Here is a 19,323-nt window from a genome sequence, read left to right as displayed (position 1 = left end):
CCTAACCAGCCCCTATGCCTCATTCCTCCATGCCGGCCGTCGCCGAGATCCTGCGCCTGCGGGCTCCGTTGAGCCTGCAGGTCCTGCGCGCCGCTTTGAAGGGCAAGCGAGTGCTGCTGACCGAGGAGGAGCTGCTCGCCGTGCTGAACTCGGGCGGCTTCGTCGAGGGGCCGCCGGGGCAGTGGAGCCTGGCTCCGGCCTCGACCGCGGCGCCCGCGCCGGCTCGGTTCAACCAGGCCTCGCTGGCTTCGCGTGCGGGGGTCGAGGGTGACGTACTCCTGAAGGTGCTGGACGCCCTCGTGACCGACCATCCGGAGGTCAACTGGGGTGCGCTGCGGGACCGGCTCGAGTCGGGCGCCGATGTGGCGGTCTCCGACCGCACGCTCGGGCTGCTCGAGGAGGGCGTACGCCGCTTCGAGGTCGCCCGGCTGAAGGCGGAGAAGCAGCAGGCCGAGGAGCGCGCCCGGGAGGCCGAGCGGCGCCGCGAGCTGCAGCAGCTGGCCGAGAGCGAGGTCGCGATGCTGCGCGCCGAGCTCGACGACGAGCGCCGGCGCGCCCACGACGCGGCCCTCGAGCGGGACCGGCTGCGGCAGGAGGCCGAGAAGCTGGTGGCGCTGAAGGAGCAGGAGACCGCCTCGTGGGTCGCCACCGCCGCGGGCGGGTGGATGCTCGACCTCGGCGCGCCCGAGACCTTCGGCGAGGAGAAGCTCCGTCAGGCGCTCGGCCAGCTCGAGTCGGCCCTGGTTGTGCTCAACGTGAGCATCGGGTCGCGCGAGCTCGAGGCGGTCGTGGTGCATCCGGGCGGGGTCGCGGTCATCGAGCAGCACGACATCCCCTCGACCGCCGGCATGGTCGAGGTGCCGGCCTCGGGCGCGGCATCCGTCGACGGCCGCCCGCTGGAGGTCGCCGATCCGCGGGCCGATGTGCTCGCCGCCGTACGTCTTCTCCAGAAGACCGCTTCCCTCGACCTCGCCTACCTGCCCGTGCTCGCCTTCCAGGGGCCTGCCGAGGCCGAGGGCGAGGACGTGCTCGTCTGCCTCACCGCCGAGGTCGACCTCGCCGTCGACGACATGCTCCACTCCCAGTCGTCGCGGGTCTCGGCCGACGACGCGGTGGCGCTGCTGGCGAAGCTCGGGGTCCCTGACCTGCCGGAAGCTCCTTCGGGGTTCTGAGCCCTCAGATCAGGCCGGCGGCGCGGGCTGCTTCGGCGTAGGCCGCGGCGAGGCTGGGGACGGTCTCGTGGGCGTTGAGACCCGACGGGTTCGGCACGACCCAGAGCTCGGCGCCGGCCAAGGGCTCCGGCTGGAGGCCCTGCTTGGCCTTGGGACGGTTGAACGCGGTCCGATAGGCGGTGATCCCGGCGATCGCGACGACCGCAGGTTTCCTGCGTGCGACCAGGGAGAACAGTTCGGCGCCGCCCTCCTTGAGCTCGGCGTTGCTGAGCTCGGACGCCTTCGCCGTGGCGCGGCGGACGATGTTGGTGAAGCCGATACCGCGGGCTCGGAAGTAGTCGCGGTCCTCCGGCGTCATCCCGGCCGAGGCGTCGATCGGGCGGGTGGTGATCCCGGCCCGGAAGATCGCCGGATAGAACCGGTTGAGCGGGTGCGCGAAGTGGGTCTGGGTCGCTGCCGTCCACAGGCCGGGGTTGATGCCGACGAAGAGGAGGCGCAGCGGCTGGTCGTCTGCCGGAAGGAGGTCGGGTACCGAGGCGCCGTAGTAGGTCTGGAGCTCGGCCTGAGTGAAGCGGGCCACGGCGTGATCCTTCCATCTCCGTAACGACGTGCCTGTCGGGGGTGCAACAGCCGGGTGCCGTGGGGAGTATGTGAAATATGCACCCCACGCGTCTTCTCCCACTCGCACTCGCTGCGACGGCGCTCCTGGTCTCCGCCTGCGGCACCGCCGAGGAAGCGACCGACCCGGGCTCGAGCCCGTCGGCCTCGCCTTCCGGAACCCCGATGCCGAAGCCGAAGCCGAAGCCGCAGCCGGAGCCGTCCCGCCCGCCGAGCTCGGAGAAGCCCGTACGCGGCCTGGTCTCCGCCGGCGGCGCGGCCGAGGGCGACCTGGAGAAGACCGCGACGCCCCTCCCGGACGAGGCTGCGATCAAGGCGTACGCAGCCACCTTGGGCACCTCGCTGCAGGCGTCCTTCACCACCGAGGCGACCAGGCTGCTCGCCCACGTCCCGTCCGGTCAGCGGCTCTATGCCCAGACGGTCTACGACGGCTGCGAGGCCCCGGACCCGGCGACGATCACGGCCGGCACGACCGGCGATGACGTGGTCCTGAGCGTCACCCCGCCGAAGAGCACCAAGATCCAGTGCCTGGTGGCCGAGCGATCGGTCGCGTTGCTGAGCACCGACCTGCCCGTCGGCTAACGTTCCCCGCGTGGGGGAGCCGTGGAACACCTTCGTCGAGGGCGACAACCTCGATGTTCTTCGGGCGCTCTCGGTCGCGGGGGAGAAGTTCGACCTGATCTACATCGACCCGCCCTACAACACCGGCAGCCTCTTCGCCTACCACGACGACCGGCGCGGTGAGGACGGCCGTCGGGCCGGTCGCCACGAGGCCTGGGTCGCGATGATGAGGCCCCGGCTGCAGGCAGCGCGCACCGTGATGTCGGAGCGCGCGGCGATCTACGTCTCCATCGACGACAACGAGGCCGCCCACCTCAAAGTGCTGATGGACGAGGTCTTCGAGGAGCGCAACCAGCTCGCGCAGATCGTGGTCAACCTCAACCCCAAGGGCCGCCAGCTCGGCAACGGGTTCGCGACGTCCCACGAGTATCTGCTGGTCTACGCCAAGGACGCCCGGACCTGTGCGCTGGAGTCGAGCATCCCCGAGGCCGTCAACGAGCAGGACTTCCCGCTCGTCACCGACGACGGGCGCCACTACCGGCGGCTGCCGCTGCGCAACACCAACAAGAAGTTCAACCCCGCGACCGCCAGGACTCTCCACTTCCCGGTGTGGGGCGACCCGGAGACCGGTCGCGTCGGGATCGAGCCGTTCGAGGGCGGGCAGGAGATCTGGCCGGTCTTCGGTGACGGCCGTCCGGCGGTCTGGCGGTGGAGCGCCCCGCTGATCGCGGCCCGTCCCGACGACCTGATGTGCCGTCGCGTACGCGGGAAGCTGGGGGAGCGGGTCGACGTCTACCAGCGCGACTGGCTCTCCCGAGACGCCTCCGGTGAGGCGAGGCGGAAAAAGCTCACCACGATCTGGATGGCCGAGGAGATCGGCTCGACCGACACCGCCGTCGCGGAGCTGAAGTCGCTGGTGGGGCCGCTGTTCGAGTCGCCGAAGCCGACCGGCCTGATCCGGCGGATCCTGGCCACGATGCCGGCCGACGCGCGGGTCCTCGACTTCTTCGCCGGCTCCGGGACCACCGGCCACGCGGTCGCGCTGGCCAACGTGGAGGACGGGGCGCGGCGTACGTGCTGGTCCGTCCAGATCGCCGAGACCACCCGGCCCGGCTCGAACGCGGCCAAGGCCGAGATGGCGTACGTCTCCGACATCACCCGCGCGCGCCTGCGGGCCGTGGTCGCGGCCCACGGGAACGGCGGCGCGGAGGGGTTGGTCGAACGCGACATGGGTGAACTTCTCGAAACATCTGGCGTGACGCGGGGCGCGTAGGAGGGCAGGATCGCGGCCATGGCTCTCAGCGTCCCCCGCCTCCGGATCGGCTCCACCGAGATCATCGCCCTCGCCGACGGCGAGGGCCCGTTCTTCTCCCCGCGCGCCGATGCCTTCCCTGAGGCCACGGCCGATCAATGGGCCGAGGTCGACCGCTACGATCCGGGCGCGGTCGACGCCGAGGGCCGCTGGTGGCTCCAGTTCCGTGCCTATGCGATCCGCAGCGACAAGGGCCTCACCGTCGTGGACGCCGGGATCGGTCCGGCGGACAGCCCGGCTGCCTCGTGGGCGCCCGTGCCCGGTGTGCTTCCTCGGTCGCTCGACGCCGCGGGCATCGACCCGGCCGAGGTCGACACGGTCGTGCTCACCCATCTGCACACCGACCACGTCGGCTGGGCGGTCGTGACCGAGGCCAGCGGCCGCCGCCCCTATTTCCCGAACGCTGAATACCTGCTCCAGCGGGCCGAGTACGACGCCCTCGACGCGCTCAACCCCGGGCTTCGGGAGACTCTCACCGACCCGCTCGCGGCGGCCGGCCGGCTCCGGCTCCTCGACGGCGACACGCCCCTGCGCGCCGGGCGTACGGTCGCCACGCCCGGTCATACGCCCGGGCATCAGAGCGTGCTGGTTGCCGAGGGGCGCGAGCTGGTGCTCGTCACCGGAGACCTCCTGGTGCACGCGCTGCAGCTGCTCCACCCCGAGCTCGCCTACTCGAACGAGATCGACCCTGAGGAGGCCAGACGCTCGAGGGAGCGCATGCTCAGCCGCGAAACCGCCGGCACGCGTCACCTGGCGACGCTTCACCTGGCGACGCCGCATCTGACGGAGCCGTTCATCTCGGCGTGATCGCGCCACTGGGTGAACTTCTCGAAACATCTGGTAACCGAGTTACACGGGGCGCGTAAAACGCGGCATCGTCTGGGGGCGACCGAACACCTCACCTCGGGAGACCCCCATGAAACTCCGTGGCCTGTTCATCCTCGCCTGCGGCGCCCTCGTGCCGCTCACCATTCCGGCGGCAGCACACGCCGAGACCTACTCCCAGCCGCTCTCGACCGCCATCGGCGACCTCCCGGTCGCGGCCGAGAACCGCACCGGCTACAGCCGTGACCTCTTCCAGCACTGGATCGACGCCGACGGCGACGGCTGCAACACCCGCAACGAGGTGCTGATCGCGGAGGCCGAGGAGGCCCCGACGGTCGGCTCCAGCTGCTCGCTGTCGGGCGGCCGCTGGTACTCCTACTACGACGGACTCTCCTGGACCCTCACCAGCGACATCGACATCGACCACATGGTCCCGCTCGCCGAGGCCTGGGACTCCGGCGCCCGCACCTGGACCTCGACCGAGCGCAAGAACTACGCCAACGACCTCGGCTACTACGGCTCCCTCGTCGGCGTCACCGACAACGAGAACCAGGAGAAGTCCGATGCCGACCCGGCCGAGTGGATGCCTGACCTGCAGAAGTGCCGCTACCTGAAGGAGTACGTCTCGGTGAAGATCCGCTGGCGCCTCTCCGTCGACAGCACCGAGAAGTCCGCCCTCACCAACCTCACCTCCGCGAACGGCTGCGGCAGCCAGAGTGTCTCGGTGACCCTCGCCCGCTGACCCCGCGCCGAGTCCGCAGAAGTGGCGGCCGAATCCGTAGAAGTGGCGGCCGAGATCCCGATCTCATTCGCCAGTACGACCGATTCGGCCGCCACAACTGAGGTCTCGGCTGCCTTAGGATCTGCGGCATGGCGTTCTCTGCTCCGCGAGTCACCCGTGAGCAGGTGAATTCCGACGTACGCCGCCGGCTGGCACGGCTGAAGTCGAAGCGGTGGCACGTGCTGCAGGCCGCCGCGGCAGCCGGGGTGGCCTGGTTCATCGCCGCCACGCTGCTCGGCCACGCCCAACCCGTCTTCGCGCCGATCGCGGCGGTGGTCAGCCTCGGCACCTCCTACGGCCAGCGGCTGAGGAGAGTGACCGAGGTGACCATCGGGGTCGCGCTCGGGGTGTTCCTGGGCGACGTCGTGGTGCAGGTCATCGGCGAGGGTGCCTGGCAGATGACCCTGGTGGTCGGGATGGCCATGGCGGTGGGGATCTTCATCTCCTCGGGCCAGGTCTTCCGCAACCAGGCCGCGGTGCAGTCGATCTTCGTGATGGGGCTGCTGCCGACGCCCGGCGCGGCGTTCACGCGCTGGACCGACGCGCTCATCGGCGGTGCGGTCGCGCTGGTGGCCGCCTCGATCGTGCCCGCCGCGCCGCTGCGGCGGCCCGGCGAGCAGGCGGCTGTGGTCGCCAAGAAGATCGCCTCGCTGCTGCGCGCCGCCGGCCAGGTGATGCTCGACGCCGACGCGGTCCACGGGCTCAAGGTGCTCGCCGACGCGCGCGCCACCGACCCGCTGATCCGCGAGCTGCAGGACGCCTCCGACGAGGGCATGTCGGTGCTGGCCGTCTCGCCGTTCCGGTTCCGACATCGCAGCCACGTACATCGCATGGCCGAGCTCGTCGAGCCGCTCGACCGCGCGCTGCGTAGCACCCGGGTGCTGGTGCGGCGGGCGGCGGTTTCGGCCTACCGCGGGGACGTGGTGCCGGAGAGCTACTACCAGCTGGCCTTCGGGCTCGCCGACGCCGTCGACGTCGTCGAGGCCGAGCTCGCCGCGGGCCTCGGCCCGGACGGACTGAGCGGGGAGGCCAGGTCGGTGCTGCTCGCCGTCGGCGAGCACTCGGCCGAGGTGGAGCGTACGGAGTCGCTCAACGCCGAGGTCATCCTCGTCCAGATCAGGTCGATCATCGTCGACCTGCTCGGGGTCACCGGGATGGGGCAGTTCGAGGCGACCGACGCCCTGCCGCCGCTGCCGCCTCGCTGAATGCTCACCGAGGTAACTCGGCGAACGCGTACTGACCTCGGGGAACTCCACGAGGGAAGTGACGGCTGACCGAGGTACCTCGGTCAGCATCCCGCTAGAGCGACCCGCGCAGGTCGCGTACGACCGAGTCGACGACCGCGACCAGGTCGCCCTCGGTGGAGGCCGCGATGGCGCGTTGTCGCTGGTAGGAAGCACCCTTGTGGATGATGTCGTGCACCCCGGCCAGCTCCTTCTCGCAACCCAGGCGCGCGGCCACCGGCTCCAGGCGCACCAGCAGGTCGGCGAGGTCGTCGGTGACCAGCCGCTCCTCGGAGGCGTCGTTGAGGATCACGATCGCGTCCAGGCCGTAGCGGGCGGCGCGCCACTTGTTCTCCTGGACGTGCCACGGCGGCATCGTGGCCACCGGCTCCCCGGCCGCCACCCGGGCGTCCAGGTCGACACAGAGACAGTGCGCCAGCGCGGCGATCGCGGCCAGCTCCTGGATCGTGGAGACCCCGTCGCAGATCCGGTTCTCGATGGTGCCGATCCGGGGCGAGGGCCGGATGTCCCAGCGGATCTCGCTGATGTCCTCGATCACGCCGGTGACCGTCTGGTCCGAGACGTACGCCTCGAACTCCTGCCACGTCGAGAACTGGAACGGCAGCCCGGCGGTCGGCAGCTGCTGGAACATCAGCGCCCGGTTGGAGGCGTAGCCGGTGTCCATGCCCGCCCAGATCGGGGACGAGGCCGACAGCGCCTGGAAGTGCGGGTAGTAGGTCAGCAGCCCGTTGAGAACCGGGAGCAGCCGGTCCCGCTCCGGCATCCCGACGTGCACGTGGACGCCCCAGATCAGCATCTGCCGGCCCCACCACTGGGTGCGGTTGATGAGCTCCTGGTAGCGATGCCCCGCGGACAGCTCCTGCCTGGTCCAGGACGCGAACGGGTGGGTGCCGGCGCCGAAGAGATCCACGCCGAGATCGTCACCGGCACGGACCACACCGGTGGTCGTCTCGCGGATCTGGTCCATGGCCTCCTCGACCGTTTCGCAGACCCCGGTGACGACCTCGACGGTGTTGCGCAGCAGCTCCTTGTGGATCCGCCCGGGGTAGGGAACCCGTGCCTTGGCGCGGGCGAAGATGTGGTCGGCGACGTTGACCAGATCCCGGGTCTCGCGGTCGACGAGCGCGAGCTCCCACTCGACGCCGAGCGTCGGCCGGGGGGAGGGATGGAAGTCGATCCGCATGTAACGAGCGTTCCTTGCACGGGCCCGTTTGTCGAGCATCGTGAATGCCTGTCGTTCACCGGGCCGGTGGCACCCTGTGACGGTGGACGCGCGTGAGGTGAACCTGACTCTGGACTTCTGCCTCCGCGTCGGTGAGCTGCTGATCTCGACCGGCGCCGGGGCCGCTGACGTGACCGCGACGATGAGGTCGCTCGCCCAACATCTGGGGCTTCGCGAGGCCGAGGTCGACGTCACCTACACCAGTCTCTCGATGAGCTATCAGGCCGATCCCGAGGCGATCCCGATCCACACCACCCGCCAGGTCAAGAACCGCACCATCGACTACGACCACCTGACCGCCGTCGACCACCTGGTCCGCCAGGTCGTACGCGACGAGGTCGACCTCCAGGGCGCCCGGATCGCGCTCGGCCGGATCATCTCCGGCGGCCACCGCCGGCCACGCTGGGCGGTGACGCTCGGCATGGCGATCATGGCGGCCGCGTTCACCGTCTACGTCGGCGGTGAGCTCCGCGTCGTCATCCTCGCCTTCATCTCCGGTGCCGCGATCGACCAGCTGCAGCACTTCCTCCACCGCCGCTGGCGGCTGCCGCTCTTCTACCTGCAGGTCGCCGGCGCGGGCCTGGCCACGCTGCTCGCGGTCATCGCCGCGGCGCTGCCGCTGGATCTCGACGTCTCGACCTCGATCGCCGCCAACATCACCGTGATGCTGGCCGGGATCAGCTTCATGGGCGCCCTCCAGGACGCCCTGACCGGATTCCACGTCACCGCCAGCGCCCGGATCATGGAGGCCCTTGTCTCCACGGCCGGCATCATCGCCGGGGTCACCGGCGGTCTGGTCTTCGCGGGCGCGGTCGGAGTGCCGATCGACGGCGCGGTCTCGGGCGGCACCACGTCGCTGCAGTCGATCACGCTCGCCACCGCGGGTGGTGCTGTCGGCGCAGCGGCCTTCGCCTACGCGGCGTACGCGCCCAAGCGGACGCTGCTCCCGATCGCCGTCATCGCCGGCGTCGCCGTGATCCTGTCGATCGTCGTACCGGGCGACGTCGGGCGTACGTGGCGGGTGGCGGTGGCGGCCCTCTTCATCGGTCTGGTCGCCTACTCGGTCGCCACCCGGCTGAAGGTGCCGCCGCTGGTCGTCGTGGTCTCATCGGTGGTGCCGTTCCTGCCCGGCTACTCGATCTACCGCGGTCTCACGATGCTCGCCCAGGAGACGCCGGCGACCACCTCGGTCGGCCTGGTCGCCCTCTTCACCGCAGCCTCGGTCGCGCTCGCTCTCGCCTCCGGCGTCTACCTGGGCGAATACATCGCCCAGCCGCTCAGTCGCCGGTCGTGGCGGATCGAGACGCGCCTGTCCGGGCCGCGCCTGGTCGGTCCGTTGCGGAAGGACCGGGCCCCGGTGCCTGTCGCGGACATCGACTCATAGGCCGCTCAGCACCTCGAACCAGCGCTCGGGCGTCGTGTCGTACGGCGCCTGGCTCTCCTTGACCGCGAGGAAGACGCGCTCGGCGGAGTCCTCGGTCATCGAGATGATCTCGGGCGGATAGCCGTACTCGAGCTGGTGGTGCTCGAACTCGTCCTCGTCGTCGATGTAGACCGAGCCGTCGAACTTCTTGACCACGTCGAGGTCCAGGTCGATGCAGGTGACCGTCGAGTCCTGCCACACCGGCGGGGTGCACATGTCGACATATATCTGCGAGCTCACCCGGTTGTTGGGCCGGTTGAAGGCGGGGAAGTGGGCCGCGTCGTGGTGGGGGACCAGGCTGACCGACTCCCAGTCGGCGACCCAGCCATGACCGGGGCGGGCGAACTCGGTGCCGACCGGGTGGCCGATCCACTCGCCGTGCTCGTCCTCGCCGAGGTAGAGGCCCGTGAAGGACCAATGAGGCCGGCCACCCCACTTCGTGAACTCGACACGAACAGGGTGACCGGCCTCGAAGCGCATGGCGCTCAGTCTAGGGATCAGCCGTTCTTCTTCGGCATCACATACTTGGCACCCATCGCGATGAGGTCCTGGTAGCGCGAGCCGGTGAACTTGCCGAAGTTGTGGATCACGTGGGCGTCGAGGCCGACCAGCACGCGGGCCTGCTTCTTCTCGATGCCCTTGACGATGATCTCCGCGGCGCGCGCCGGCTCCATCTTGGCGAGCTTCTCGTCGAAGAACTTCGCGGTCGCGGCCTGGTCGTCCTTCGCCGAGACGCGGGCGCTACGAGCGACCGCGGTCTTGATGCCACCGGGGTGGACCGAGGTGACGCCGACGTTGTGACCGTCGATCAGCATCTCCTCGCGCAGCGCCTCGGTGAAGCCGCGCACGGCGTACTTCGCCGCGTTGTAGAAGGCCTGGTCGGGCATCGAGACCAGCCCGAACAGCGAGGAGATGTTCACGATGTGCGCGTCGCCGGACTCGATCAGGGCCGGCAGGAAGAACTTCGTGCCGTGCACGACGCCCCACCAGTCGATGCCCATGATCCAGTCGATGTCCTCCCAGTCGAGGTCGTTGACCCGACCCGACAGCGCGACGCCGGCGTTGTTGATCACCACGTTGACCTGGCCGAAGTGGGCGATGACGCCCTCGGCGTACGTCTTGAAGGCCTCGCGGTCGGCGACGTCGAGCCTGTCCTCCTTGATCTCGCGGGCTCCGGCCTGCTTGGCGAGCTCGACGGTCTCGGCCAGGCCGGCCTCGTTGACGTCGGAGAGTGCCAGCCGGGCGCCGCGGCCGGCGAGGTTGACCGCGAGGGCGCGGCCGATCCCGGAGCCGGCTCCGGTGAGTACGACTACCTTGTCGTCGAAGGACTTCATGCGGGGACACTCTCCTTGGTCGTGGTGGCGGCGGTGACGGCGTACTTGTCGACGTCGAACTTGCTGGTCAGGTGACGGAACAGGAAGGTGAAGCTCGGCCACAGGGTGGTGTTGCGGCCGTGCTCGTCGAGATACCACGACGCGCATCCGCCCTCGGACCAGACGGTGTTGTCCATCTTGCGCTGCAGGTCGTCGTTCCAGGCGGAGGTGGCGTCCTCGGTGGGTTCGACGGTCGCGTAGGAGTTGGTGCGCATGGTGTGGATCGCGTCGCGGATGTACGCCACCTGCGACTCGATCATGTAGACCATCGAGGAGTGGCCCAGGCCGGTGTTGGGGCCCACCACGAAGAAGAGGTTGGGGAACTCCGGAACCGTGGTGCCCTTGTAGGCGCTCATCCCGGTCTCCACGAACCGCTCGGCCATGGTGCGGCCCTTGTTGCCGGTGATCGCGTGGGCGATCGGGAGGTCGGTGGTGTAGAAGCCGGTGGCCACGACGAGGACGTCGATCTCGCGGCTGGTGCCGTCCTTGGCGACGATCGCGTTCTCGCTCACCCGGGCGATGCCGTCGGTGATCAGGTCGACGTTGTAGGCGGCCAGCGCCGGGTAGTAGGCGTTGGAGATCAGCGTGCGCTTGCAGCCGAGCGTGTAGTCGGGGGTGACCTTGCGGCGGAGCTCGGGGTCCTTGATGCCGCGGCGGATGTTGTTCTTCGCCATCAGCTCGTGGGCCAGAGTCAGCTTGGGCTGCACGGCGAGGCCGAGGACGCGGACCTCGAGGCCCCAGTAGACCGCCGCGCGGGCGAGCCGCTGGACGCCCGGGACGTGGCGGAAGGCGGCCTTCTCGAGCTTGGAGTAGCGGTGCTCGTTGCGGGGGAGGACCCACGGCGCCGTGCGCTGGTAGACGTCGAGTCGGGCGGCCTTCTTCTGGATCTCCGGGACGATCTGGATCGCGCTGGCGCCGGTGCCGATCACCGCGACACGCTTGCCGGTGAGGTCGACGTCGTGGTTCCACTGCGCGGAGTGGAAGATCTCGCCCCGGAAGGTGTCGATGCCCGCGATGTCCGGGAGCTTGGGCTCGGAGAGCGCGCCGGGGCCGGCGATGACGGTGGTCGCTGCGTACGTCTTCTTCCCGGCCTTGCCCTCGGTCTCGACGAGCCAGCGCTGCCGGGTCTCGTCCCAGGTCGCGGTGGTCATCGTGGTGTCGAAGACGAAGCGGTCCAGCGTGCCGGACTGCTCGGCGACCTTCTTGATGTACGCCTCGATCTCCGGCTGGGGCGAGAAGCTCATCGACCAGTCGGGGTTGAGCGCGAAGGAGTAGCTGTAGAGCTGGCTGGGGACGTCGCAGGCGGCGCCGGGATAGGTGTTGTCGCGCCAGGTGCCGCCGACGCCGGAGCCCTTCTCGATGACGACGAAGTCGCGCTCGCCGTCCTCTTCGAGCTTGATCGCCGCGCACAGGCCTCCGAAGCCGGCACCGACGATGAGGTGGTCGACATGGGTGAGGTCAGCAGTGGTCATACTTCGAGTATGGCTTGCCTATTGAACAGGTGTCAATAGAATGGTGGGCATGAGCCAACGGACGAGACTGACGCCCGAGCAACGCCGCGAGCAGCTGCTCGATCTGGGCATTCGCCTCTTCGCGAACCACTCCCTCGACGAGATCTCCATCGACGTGGTCGCGCGTGAGGCCGGCATCTCGCGCGGGCTGCTCTACCACTACTTCGGCGACAAGATGGCCTTCCGTGAGGCGGTCGTGCGCCGCGCCGCCGACGCGCTCGTCGCCCAGACCGCCCCGCCTGAGACGGGGGAGCCGGTCGAGCGCCTGCTCGCATCGATGACGGCCTATGTGGACTTCGTCGACGCCAACTACGAGGGGTACGTCTCGATGGTCCGCGGCGCCGCCAGCGACCCCGTCCTGCGCCAGATCTACGACGACGCCTTCGGCGCCCTCGGGGCCCGGATCTTCAAGGCCGATGTCGACTTCGTCGTCGACACCCCCGCCGCCCGCTTGGTCGTCAGGGGCTGGCAGGCGATGTCGGAGGAGCTGGTGCTCTCCTGGAAGGCCGATCCTGCCGGGCTGTCACGCGAGGATCTGCTGGGGATGCTGGCAGGGTCGTTGCCGGTGCTGCTGGAGATGCTGCCCGGGGCGGGCCCGGGCGAGCTGTAACACGTCGTTCGTAGCACTATCCGGTCGTTCAGAACGACCGGATAGTGCGTGTAACAGCGTGTTACACCCCCGCTGCCCTCGCCGACCATCGCCAGGAGCGGTCACCCCGGGAACGGCACGTAGATGACGGGCCTGACAATGGGAGGCCCGGAGTTGGAACCCCTCCGGGCCTGCCGGACATAGAGGGTGCGTGAGAGGTAGTGAGTCGCAGAGCTTCGGGCTCGTGGTGACGGAGAACGACAGCGGTCTGGCGGAGCGTCTGCGCCGGGGTGACCACGAGGCGATGGCCGAGCTGTTCGGGCGCTATGCGGATCCGGTCTACAACTTCTGCTTCCGCCGCGTGGCTTCCTGGAACCTCGCCGAGGACGTGATGTCCCAGGCGTTCCTGGAGGTCTGGCGGGTGCGGGAACGGGCGGTGGCCTACGACGGCTCGCTGATGCCGTGGCTCTTCACCGTCGCCGAGAACGTCTGCCGCAATGCCACCCGTGGTGCCCGCCGGCAGAACGCGCTGGCGGGCAGGCTGCAGCTGGTGCGGGTCGACGACGCCGAGGACCACGCGGACGGAGTCGCACGCCGCCTCGACGAGGAGCGCCGGATGTCCGAGCTCCTCGCGGCTGTCGACAGGCTCAGCCGCAAGGACCGTCAGATCCTGATGCTCATCGCCTGGGACGGCCTCTCGTATCTGCAAGTTGCCCAGGCTCTCGACATCCCTGTCGGGACCGTACGCAGCCGGCTCTCCCGCGCACGCAAGCGGGTCGCCGTGCTGATGGGTGAAGGGGAGAAGTGATGACTGGAATTCCTGAGCGCAGCCTGCGCCCTCATGTGAAGGCGCGGCGAGAGGCGGAGCTGATGCAGGCGATCTCCCAGGAGAATCGTACGAAGAGGTGGGCGGTGCCTGTCGCGGCTGCTGCCGCGGTGGCGATCACGGCGGCCGGTGGTGTCGTGGTCACCCAGAGGACGTCGTTGCTGAAGGGCGACGAGCAGATCGCAGGTCCACTGGAGACGTCTGCGAAGCCGTCGCCGGTGCCCGACCGGGTGGTAGCGCCGGTGAAGGTCCCCGGGGACGACGTCACGGGGCTGTGGCCCGCGGCCTTCAACGGCCACGGAGTCTCGTGGTCTCGCGACATCCCGGTGCTTCAGAAGTACCGAGACGTCCTCGCCGAGCATCTGGATCCCGCCGGGGAGCACCTCGAGAAGACCGTCTCGAACATGCAGGCCGGTGAGGCGGGCAGTGGGCGCCGCATCGGTACGAAGCTGGGGTGGACCGTCGAAGGCGAGGACGGTCTCGGGATGATTCAGCTTGCCGTCGGGTCCGGTTGGGATGGAGTCGGCTTCCTGTGCGATGACCCCGGGTGGACCTGTGAGGACGTCGACCACCCGGGAGCGAAGGGGGCGAGAGTCGCGACGAATGGCGGCGCACGGACCTATGCCGTCGAGCGCTCCGACGGGACGGTCGTCGCGATCACCCTCGACTCGCTGTTCGGTAACAACTCGACGATCCCCGTCTCCGGTGTCGACCTCGGGGAGAAGGAGGTCATGGCGGCCGCTGCCGACCCCCGGCTGGTCGTCCCGGAACTCGATCTGCCGCCTCAGGTCGATGCCAATGAGCTGGGCAGGACCGCGCTGAAGACGCTGGTCCCGCCCGGAACCCCGGCAACGTGGCGCGACGGCATGCCCATGCGCTTCGACCACGAGGCGTACGTCGTTCTGACCGACGTCAAGCAGGACATGGCGGACAGCTTCTCCAGTGGCGAGCCGGGCTTTGTCGAGGTGCGGCTGGAGGAGACGCTCAACCCGATCCAGATGGACAAGGCGTGCCACCGCGCCGTCTACAAGCGCTGCATCATTCGCACCGTCGATGGCAACGAGGTCTTCATCGGTCTCGGCAAGAACCGCCGCTGGATGGGCAAGCCCGCTGATCCGGTGAACCTCGTCGTCTTCCAGGGCCCCGTCTACACCGTCAGCGTGTACGGCGACAGTGCGATCCCGGTAGACCGCGCCGTCGACTTCGTACTCGATCGGAGGTGGCAGCCGCAGAGCTGAGGGGCCGGCTCCGCGGCTTTGGGACCGGGGAAGCGGTAGAGAGCTCCTCGACGCTCTTCCCTGATTCGCTCAGGCGGTGAAGCCCGCGGTGGCCTTCGCGGCGGCGCGGAGAAGTCGGTCGGCCGTAGGTCGGCCGGCGGCCGGCGTCGCCATCCCGACGGCGAGCGCGGCGCCGAAGGCCGCGCCGACCATCGCGTGCGCCGTCTCCTCATCCAGGCTGTCGGCGTACGCGGTCGAGAGGGCGTCGGCCAGGGCATGCTGGGTGGTGAGCGCCCTCCCGACGAAGGTCGCCCGTAGGGAAGGAACTGCCGTCACCAGTGCGAGACGGGTCGCCTCCAGGGAGGTGCCCGGCTCGCGGGTCGTGCCCGCGGCTGCGTCGATCATCGCTCGCAGCGCCCGGGAGAGGCATTCCGCCGGCGCCTCGCCGGGTGGCCGATCGCGTACGGCCCGCACGCCGAACTCGGCGATCGCCGGCCCGTCGATGAAGACGAGCGAGTCCTTCGTCGGGAAGTAGTTGAAGAAGGTGGCCGGGGATACTTCGGCCGCCGCCGCGATCTGGCTGGTGGTGGTCTCGTCGTAGCCCTGTTCGGCGAAGAGCTCGTAGGCGATCTCGACCAGTCGGCGTCGAGTCCGTTCCTTCTTGGTGTCGCGGAGTCCCATGGCGGCTCATTCTAGACTGACAATAATTTTAGAGTTACTCTAAAAATATGATCGACGCCTTCCTCGACCGACTCGGAGAAACGCGGCCCGTCCGGCCGGACCTGGCCTGCCTGCGGAACCTGCATCGTGCGTGGCGTGAGCGAGTGCCGTACGAGAACCTCGACGTCCAGCTCGGTCGGCCGGTCCGTCTCGATCCGGAGGCGCTTGTCGACAAGATCGTCGTGCGTGGCCGGGGTGGCTACTGCTTCGAGCAGAATGGCGCCCTCGCCCTGTTGCTCGAAGCAGTCGGGTTCGAGGTGACGATGGTCGAGGCCGGTGTCATGCGTGAACAGCGCGGCGACGGGCAGTGGGGCAATCACAACGCGCTGTTGGTGACGATCGGTGGTGAGACGTGGCTGGCCGATGCCGGGATCGGGGACGGGTTCCTCGAGCCGTTGCCGCTGCGCGAGCTGGCCTGCGACCAGGACGGTCTCGTCTACCGCATCGAGCGACTGGACCGTACGACCTGGCGAGTTCATCACCATCCAGGCGGCACCATCAGCAGCTACGACCTGCGAACCGAGGCGCGTGAGCTGGGCGACTTCGCCTCGCGGTCCCGGGAGCTCACGACCTCTCCGTCCTCGCCGTACGTGACCACGCTGATGGCCGCACGGCCCGCCGGTGGCGCGACCGCGCTGCTGCTGTCACGGACCGTACGCCACCTCGGGGTCACCCGCGGCGAGCCGCGAACCCTGGCTGCTCGCGATGAGTTCGCGGACGTCCTGGCGCGAGACTTCCTCGTACCTCTCGACGATCTCGGCGAGAGCGGGGTGGACGAGTTGTGGGAGGCAGCCGGTCGCCAAGACGATCTGTGGCGCACGAGAATCCGGGGCTGACGGGCCCGGTGCTGCTGTTCGTGCTCGAGGCCATCACGTCGTCCAGGCCCCAACCGATCCAGCGCCGGCTACGTCAATAGGGCGTCGGGGGTTGGAACCGGAGGAGGAGAGACGTTGAGCAGGGACGAGGAGTTCACCGCCTACGTCAGGGACAGACGAGCGCATCTCTACCGCGCGGCGTACCTGTTGTGCGGTGACGAGCATCGCGCCGAGGACATCGTGCAGCTGACGCTGTCGAAGGTGTACGCGGCGTGGCGAAAGGTGCGGAAGGCCGACAGCGTCGATGCCTACGTACGCAGGGTGCTGGTCAACAGCCACCTGGACGAGGGCCGTCGTCCGTGGCGGCGTGAGCGGGCCGGCGAGATCGTCGACCGGCCGGCGCCGAGCGGCCCGGACACCGAGGACCTCGACGAGCTCTGGACCGCGCTGCGTGCGCTTCCCGTAGGTCAGCGGCGAGTCGTCGTGCTCCGTCACTACTGGGGTCTGTCGGTCGAGGAGACGGCTGCCGACCTCGGCATCAGCACCGGGACGGTCAAGAGCCAGACCTCGGCCGCCCTGGCCAGCCTGCGCCGCGCCCTCCGTCCCGGCTTCGCTGTCCCCGACGTTGCCCCCGACGCTGCCCGAGGAGGCCGGCTATGAACACCTTCGACGACGACACGCTGCTGCGCGAGCGCCTCTACCGCATCGGCGCCACGGTTCCGGTCCCGCTCCCGGACCCCTCCGAGGACGTACGCCGCGGCCGCCGCCGCGTGCGCTCGGCGCGACTGCTCACCGCCGCCGGGACCATCATGGCGGCCGGGATCATCGCCATCGCCGGGGTCGCGCTGCGGCCTCTCGTTGCGGATCGGGCCACCGACCCGGCCGTTTCCCCCACGTCGACACCTTCCTCGTCGGTGCGCCGGGCCGAGTCGGTCGCGCAGGCACTGCCCAGCACGTTCGGCCTGGCGATCAACCTGATCTTCGAGCGCGACGCTGCCCTCGCGGACGTCCCTGACGTGGTGATGAAGCCGATCCAGGAGCAGACCGACGAGGCCGTCGTGATCTGGACCGCGAAGGCGGAGAAGATCGACGGCGGGGACCAGGAGCTCGCTGACCTCGTCTCCGAGATCCAGCAGTCGTTGGCCGCCCTGCCGGAGACGCGATCCATGATGCGTACGGAGGAGACTCGGCTGCAGGGGGCGCTGGCCTTGTCGACGCTCTCCAACGGCCTCCTCGCGATCTCGACGCTCGTGCCGTATGTCGGTGACGCCGAGATCGACGACGAGATCGAGGCGCTCGGCCACCTGGGCCCGGCCTTCCAGTCCTTCGGTACGCAAAAGAGCCTCATGGCGAAGGCACTCGCCAAGCGCGAGGTCATGCGGGGTACGGGCGCTGCGGGCGCGGATGTTCTCAGCAAGCAGGAGTTCGCCGAGCTTGCTCGGGCCGAGGCTGAGTGGCGCCTGTCGCTCTCGGCGCTCTACACGTCGAGCTCGGAACCTCAGCGCGACTTCCTCGACGAGATCACCAAGAACACTGCCACCAACGGGGCCGTCGGGGTTCCCGCGCAACGGGCGGTCAACCAGGTCCTGACCACCGGCAACCTGGACCGGGTCACGATGACGCCGGACCAGCATGTGGCGTCCTGCACCGAGCTGTTCCGCGGGCTGCAGAACGTGGCCGTCGCTGTGGCGAACGAGCTCATCGACGACCTCGCCGAGGTCGACTGAGCCCGGCACGGCGAAACGGCCGAGATGGTAGTTGTGGGCGACGAAAGTAGAGTTTCGTCGCCCACAACTACAGATTCGGCCTGCCAGAACTGCAGGCTCGCTGGGGTCAGGCCGAGACTGCCGCCTCGAGCTGGTCGAGGGCCCAGTGCAGGTCCTCCTCGGCGATCACCAGGGGCGGCGCGAGGCGGATGGTGGAGCCGTGGGTGTCCTTGGCGAGTACGCCGCGGGCGAGCAGGCGCTCGCAGATCTCGCGACCGCTGGCGATCGCAGGGTCGATGTCGACGCCGGCCCACAGGCCGCGGGAGCGGAAGCCGACGATGCCCTTGCCGACCATCGCCAGGAGGCGGTCGCGCAGGACCTGGCCGAGCGCCTCGGCGCGGGCCTGGAACTCGCCGGTCTCCAGCAGGTCGATGACGGCGGTGCCGACGGCGCAGGCGAGCGGGTTGCCACCGAAGGTGGAGCCGTGCTGGCCGGGGCCGATGACGCCGAGCACGTCGCGGTCGGCGACGACGGCCGAGACGGGGACGATGCCGCCGCCGAGCGCCTTGCCGAGGATGTACATGTCCGGCTTCACGCCGGCGTGGTCGCAGGCGAAGGTGTAGCCGGTCCGGCCGAGGCCGGCCTGGATCTCGTCGGCGGCGAAGAGCACGTTCTCGCGGGTGCAGACCTCGCGCAGCCCGATCAGGAAGTCGTCGCCGGGGATGACGACGCCGGACTCACCCTGGATCGGCTCGACCAGCACGGCCACCGTGTTGGGGGTGATGGCGGCCTCGATCGCGGCGAGGTCGGCGTAGGGGACCATCACGAAGCCGGGGGCGAACGGGCCGAAGCCGTCGCGCGCGTCGGCGTCGTCGGAGAAGCCGACGATCGTGGTGGTGCGGCCGTGGAAGTTGCCGGCCATCACGATGATCTCGGCCTGGTCGGCCGGGACGCCCTTGACGTCGTAGCCCCACTTGCGGGCGACCTTGATCGCGGTCTCGACCGCCTCGGCACCGGTGTTCATCGGCAGCACCATGTCCTTGCCGCACATCGCGGCCAGGCGGGCGGTGAACTCGGCGAACTGGTCGTGCACGAACGCACGGGAGGTCAGCGTGACCTTGTCGAGCTGCTCACGGGCCGCGGACAGCAGAGCGGGGTGGCCGTGACCGAAGTTCAGCGCGCTGTAGCCGGCCAGCATGTCGAGGCAGCGGCGGCCGTCGACGTCGGTCACCCAGGCGCCCTCGGCGTGGCTGATCACGACCTCGAGGGGGTGGTAGTTGTGCGCGGAGTGCGCCTCGGCGGCCGCGAAAGCGGCGGGGGTCAAGCTGGTCGCAGCGGTGGCCTGAGCCTCGTTGAGCAGGGTCATCGCACTCCTCCATCTGTGGGGCGTTCTCGGTGATCTGAGACA

The 19,323-nt window shown here is 69.3% G+C and carries 20 protein-coding genes; 13 read left to right on the top strand and 7 right to left on the bottom strand.

Going from position 1 to position 19,323, the window contains the following annotated elements; all coding sequences use genetic code 11:
• Window positions 1-14 precede the first annotated feature (14 nt).
• Window positions 15-1,172 carry a hypothetical protein gene (locus ABTX24_RS07270; protein ID WP_350838471.1) on the top strand — a complete coding sequence of 386 codons (1,158 nt, stop codon included), beginning with the start codon at window positions 15-17 and terminating at the stop codon, window positions 1,170-1,172.
• A gap of 4 nt (window positions 1,173-1,176) precedes the next feature.
• Here the strand turns inward: ABTX24_RS07270 and ABTX24_RS07265 are convergent, their stop codons facing one another.
• Complete coding sequence (locus ABTX24_RS07265) at window positions 1,177-1,752, bottom strand: mismatch-specific DNA-glycosylase (protein WP_350838469.1); 576 nt, start codon at window positions 1,750-1,752, stop codon at window positions 1,177-1,179.
• Between the two features lie 77 nt (window positions 1,753-1,829).
• Here ABTX24_RS07265 and ABTX24_RS07260 point away from each other — a divergent pair, with 77 nt between their 5' ends.
• The 5 genes from ABTX24_RS07260 to ABTX24_RS07240 all read left to right on the top strand — a co-directional run bounded on the left by ABTX24_RS07260 (window position 1,830) and on the right by ABTX24_RS07240 (window position 6,474).
• A complete protein-coding gene (locus ABTX24_RS07260; protein ID WP_350838468.1) occupies window positions 1,830-2,372 on the top strand; it encodes a hypothetical protein in 543 nt (180 codons plus the stop codon).
• Between the two features lie 10 nt (window positions 2,373-2,382).
• The gene (locus ABTX24_RS07255) at window positions 2,383-3,624 is read left to right on the top strand and encodes a site-specific DNA-methyltransferase (protein ID WP_350838466.1); all 1,242 of its coding nucleotides are present in this window, start codon (window positions 2,383-2,385) and stop codon (window positions 3,622-3,624) included.
• Between the two features lie 18 nt (window positions 3,625-3,642).
• On the top strand, window positions 3,643-4,470 hold the full coding sequence (locus tag ABTX24_RS07250; RefSeq protein ID WP_350838464.1) for an MBL fold metallo-hydrolase: 828 nt from the start codon (window positions 3,643-3,645) through the stop codon (window positions 4,468-4,470).
• Between the two features lie 109 nt (window positions 4,471-4,579).
• The gene (locus ABTX24_RS07245; RefSeq protein WP_160025373.1) at window positions 4,580-5,230 is read left to right on the top strand and encodes an HNH endonuclease family protein; all 651 of its coding nucleotides are present in this window, start codon (window positions 4,580-4,582) and stop codon (window positions 5,228-5,230) included.
• A 128-nt stretch (window positions 5,231-5,358) separates the two neighbouring features.
• On the top strand, window positions 5,359-6,474 hold the full coding sequence (locus ABTX24_RS07240; RefSeq protein ID WP_160025372.1) for an FUSC family protein: 1,116 nt from the start codon (window positions 5,359-5,361) through the stop codon (window positions 6,472-6,474).
• 94 nt (window positions 6,475-6,568) lie between these two features.
• Here the strand turns inward: ABTX24_RS07240 and ABTX24_RS07235 are convergent, their stop codons facing one another.
• Window positions 6,569-7,696 carry a glutamate--cysteine ligase gene (locus tag ABTX24_RS07235; protein WP_160025371.1) on the bottom strand — a complete coding sequence of 376 codons (1,128 nt, stop codon included), beginning with the start codon at window positions 7,694-7,696 and terminating at the stop codon, window positions 6,569-6,571.
• Window positions 7,697-7,778: 82 nt separating this feature from the next.
• On the opposite strand from ABTX24_RS07235, the gene ABTX24_RS07230 reads away from it, so the two are divergent.
• A complete protein-coding gene (locus ABTX24_RS07230) occupies window positions 7,779-9,119 on the top strand; it encodes a threonine/serine exporter family protein (protein ID WP_350838461.1) in 1,341 nt (446 codons plus the stop codon).
• On the opposite strand, the gene ABTX24_RS07225 is transcribed toward ABTX24_RS07230, so the two are convergent.
• The 3 genes from ABTX24_RS07225 to ABTX24_RS07215 are packed head-to-tail and all read right to left on the bottom strand — an operon-like array spanning window position 9,114 to window position 12,003.
• A complete protein-coding gene (locus ABTX24_RS07225; RefSeq protein ID WP_160025370.1) occupies window positions 9,114-9,638 on the bottom strand; it encodes a DUF402 domain-containing protein in 525 nt (174 codons plus the stop codon). The genes ABTX24_RS07230 and ABTX24_RS07225 overlap by 6 nt on opposite strands.
• A gap of 17 nt (window positions 9,639-9,655) precedes the next feature.
• The gene (locus ABTX24_RS07220) at window positions 9,656-10,492 is read right to left on the bottom strand and encodes an SDR family NAD(P)-dependent oxidoreductase (protein ID WP_350716615.1); all 837 of its coding nucleotides are present in this window, start codon (window positions 10,490-10,492) and stop codon (window positions 9,656-9,658) included.
• A complete protein-coding gene (locus ABTX24_RS07215; RefSeq protein WP_350838459.1) occupies window positions 10,489-12,003 on the bottom strand; it encodes a flavin-containing monooxygenase in 1,515 nt (504 codons plus the stop codon). Before ABTX24_RS07215 ends, ABTX24_RS07220 begins: the two co-directional genes overlap by 4 nt.
• 49 nt (window positions 12,004-12,052) lie before the next feature.
• On the opposite strand from ABTX24_RS07215, the gene ABTX24_RS07210 reads away from it, so the two are divergent.
• The 3 genes from ABTX24_RS07210 (at window position 12,053) to ABTX24_RS07200 (ending at window position 14,695) form a co-directional block, all read left to right on the top strand.
• Window positions 12,053-12,652 carry a TetR/AcrR family transcriptional regulator gene (locus tag ABTX24_RS07210; RefSeq protein WP_350716619.1) on the top strand — a complete coding sequence of 200 codons (600 nt, stop codon included), beginning with the start codon at window positions 12,053-12,055 and terminating at the stop codon, window positions 12,650-12,652.
• Between the two features lie 190 nt (window positions 12,653-12,842).
• Window positions 12,843-13,439 (top strand): RNA polymerase sigma factor, encoded by a 597-nt coding sequence (locus ABTX24_RS07205; RefSeq protein WP_350838457.1) that lies wholly within the window; start codon window positions 12,843-12,845, stop codon window positions 13,437-13,439.
• Window positions 13,439-14,695, top strand: a complete 1,257-nt coding sequence (locus ABTX24_RS07200) for a hypothetical protein (protein ID WP_350838455.1) — start codon at window positions 13,439-13,441, stop codon at window positions 14,693-14,695. The genes ABTX24_RS07205 and ABTX24_RS07200 overlap by 1 nt, the downstream gene beginning before the upstream one ends.
• Before the next feature lie 69 nt (window positions 14,696-14,764).
• Here ABTX24_RS07200 and ABTX24_RS07195 read toward each other — a convergent pair whose 3' ends face one another.
• Window positions 14,765-15,355: a TetR/AcrR family transcriptional regulator gene (locus ABTX24_RS07195; protein WP_350838453.1), complete on the bottom strand. Its 591-nt coding sequence runs from the start codon at window positions 15,353-15,355 to the stop codon at window positions 14,765-14,767.
• Between the two features lie 47 nt (window positions 15,356-15,402).
• Here ABTX24_RS07195 and ABTX24_RS07190 point away from each other — a divergent pair, with 47 nt between their 5' ends.
• The 3 genes from ABTX24_RS07190 to ABTX24_RS07180 all read left to right on the top strand — a co-directional run bounded on the left by ABTX24_RS07190 (window position 15,403) and on the right by ABTX24_RS07180 (window position 17,936).
• Complete coding sequence (locus tag ABTX24_RS07190) at window positions 15,403-16,230, top strand: arylamine N-acetyltransferase family protein (protein ID WP_350838451.1); 828 nt, start codon at window positions 15,403-15,405, stop codon at window positions 16,228-16,230.
• Between the two features lie 114 nt (window positions 16,231-16,344).
• Window positions 16,345-16,869, top strand: a complete 525-nt coding sequence (locus tag ABTX24_RS07185) for a SigE family RNA polymerase sigma factor (RefSeq protein ID WP_350838449.1) — start codon at window positions 16,345-16,347, stop codon at window positions 16,867-16,869.
• Window positions 16,866-17,936: a nitrate- and nitrite sensing domain-containing protein gene (locus ABTX24_RS07180; protein WP_350838447.1), complete on the top strand. Its 1,071-nt coding sequence runs from the start codon at window positions 16,866-16,868 to the stop codon at window positions 17,934-17,936. The genes ABTX24_RS07185 and ABTX24_RS07180 overlap by 4 nt, the downstream gene beginning before the upstream one ends.
• 106 nt (window positions 17,937-18,042) lie before the next feature.
• Here ABTX24_RS07180 and rocD read toward each other — a convergent pair whose 3' ends face one another.
• Window positions 18,043-19,281 (bottom strand): ornithine--oxo-acid transaminase, encoded by a 1,239-nt coding sequence (gene rocD, locus ABTX24_RS07175; RefSeq protein ID WP_350838445.1) that lies wholly within the window; start codon window positions 19,279-19,281, stop codon window positions 18,043-18,045.
• Between the last annotated feature and the right edge of the window lie 42 nt (window positions 19,282-19,323).

The sequence above is a fragment of the Nocardioides sp. NPDC127514 genome, from assembly GCF_040302125.1.
Taxonomy (GTDB): Bacteria; Actinomycetota; Actinomycetes; order Propionibacteriales; family Nocardioidaceae; genus Nocardioides.
This window is presented reverse-complemented; position numbering and strand designations above follow the sequence as displayed.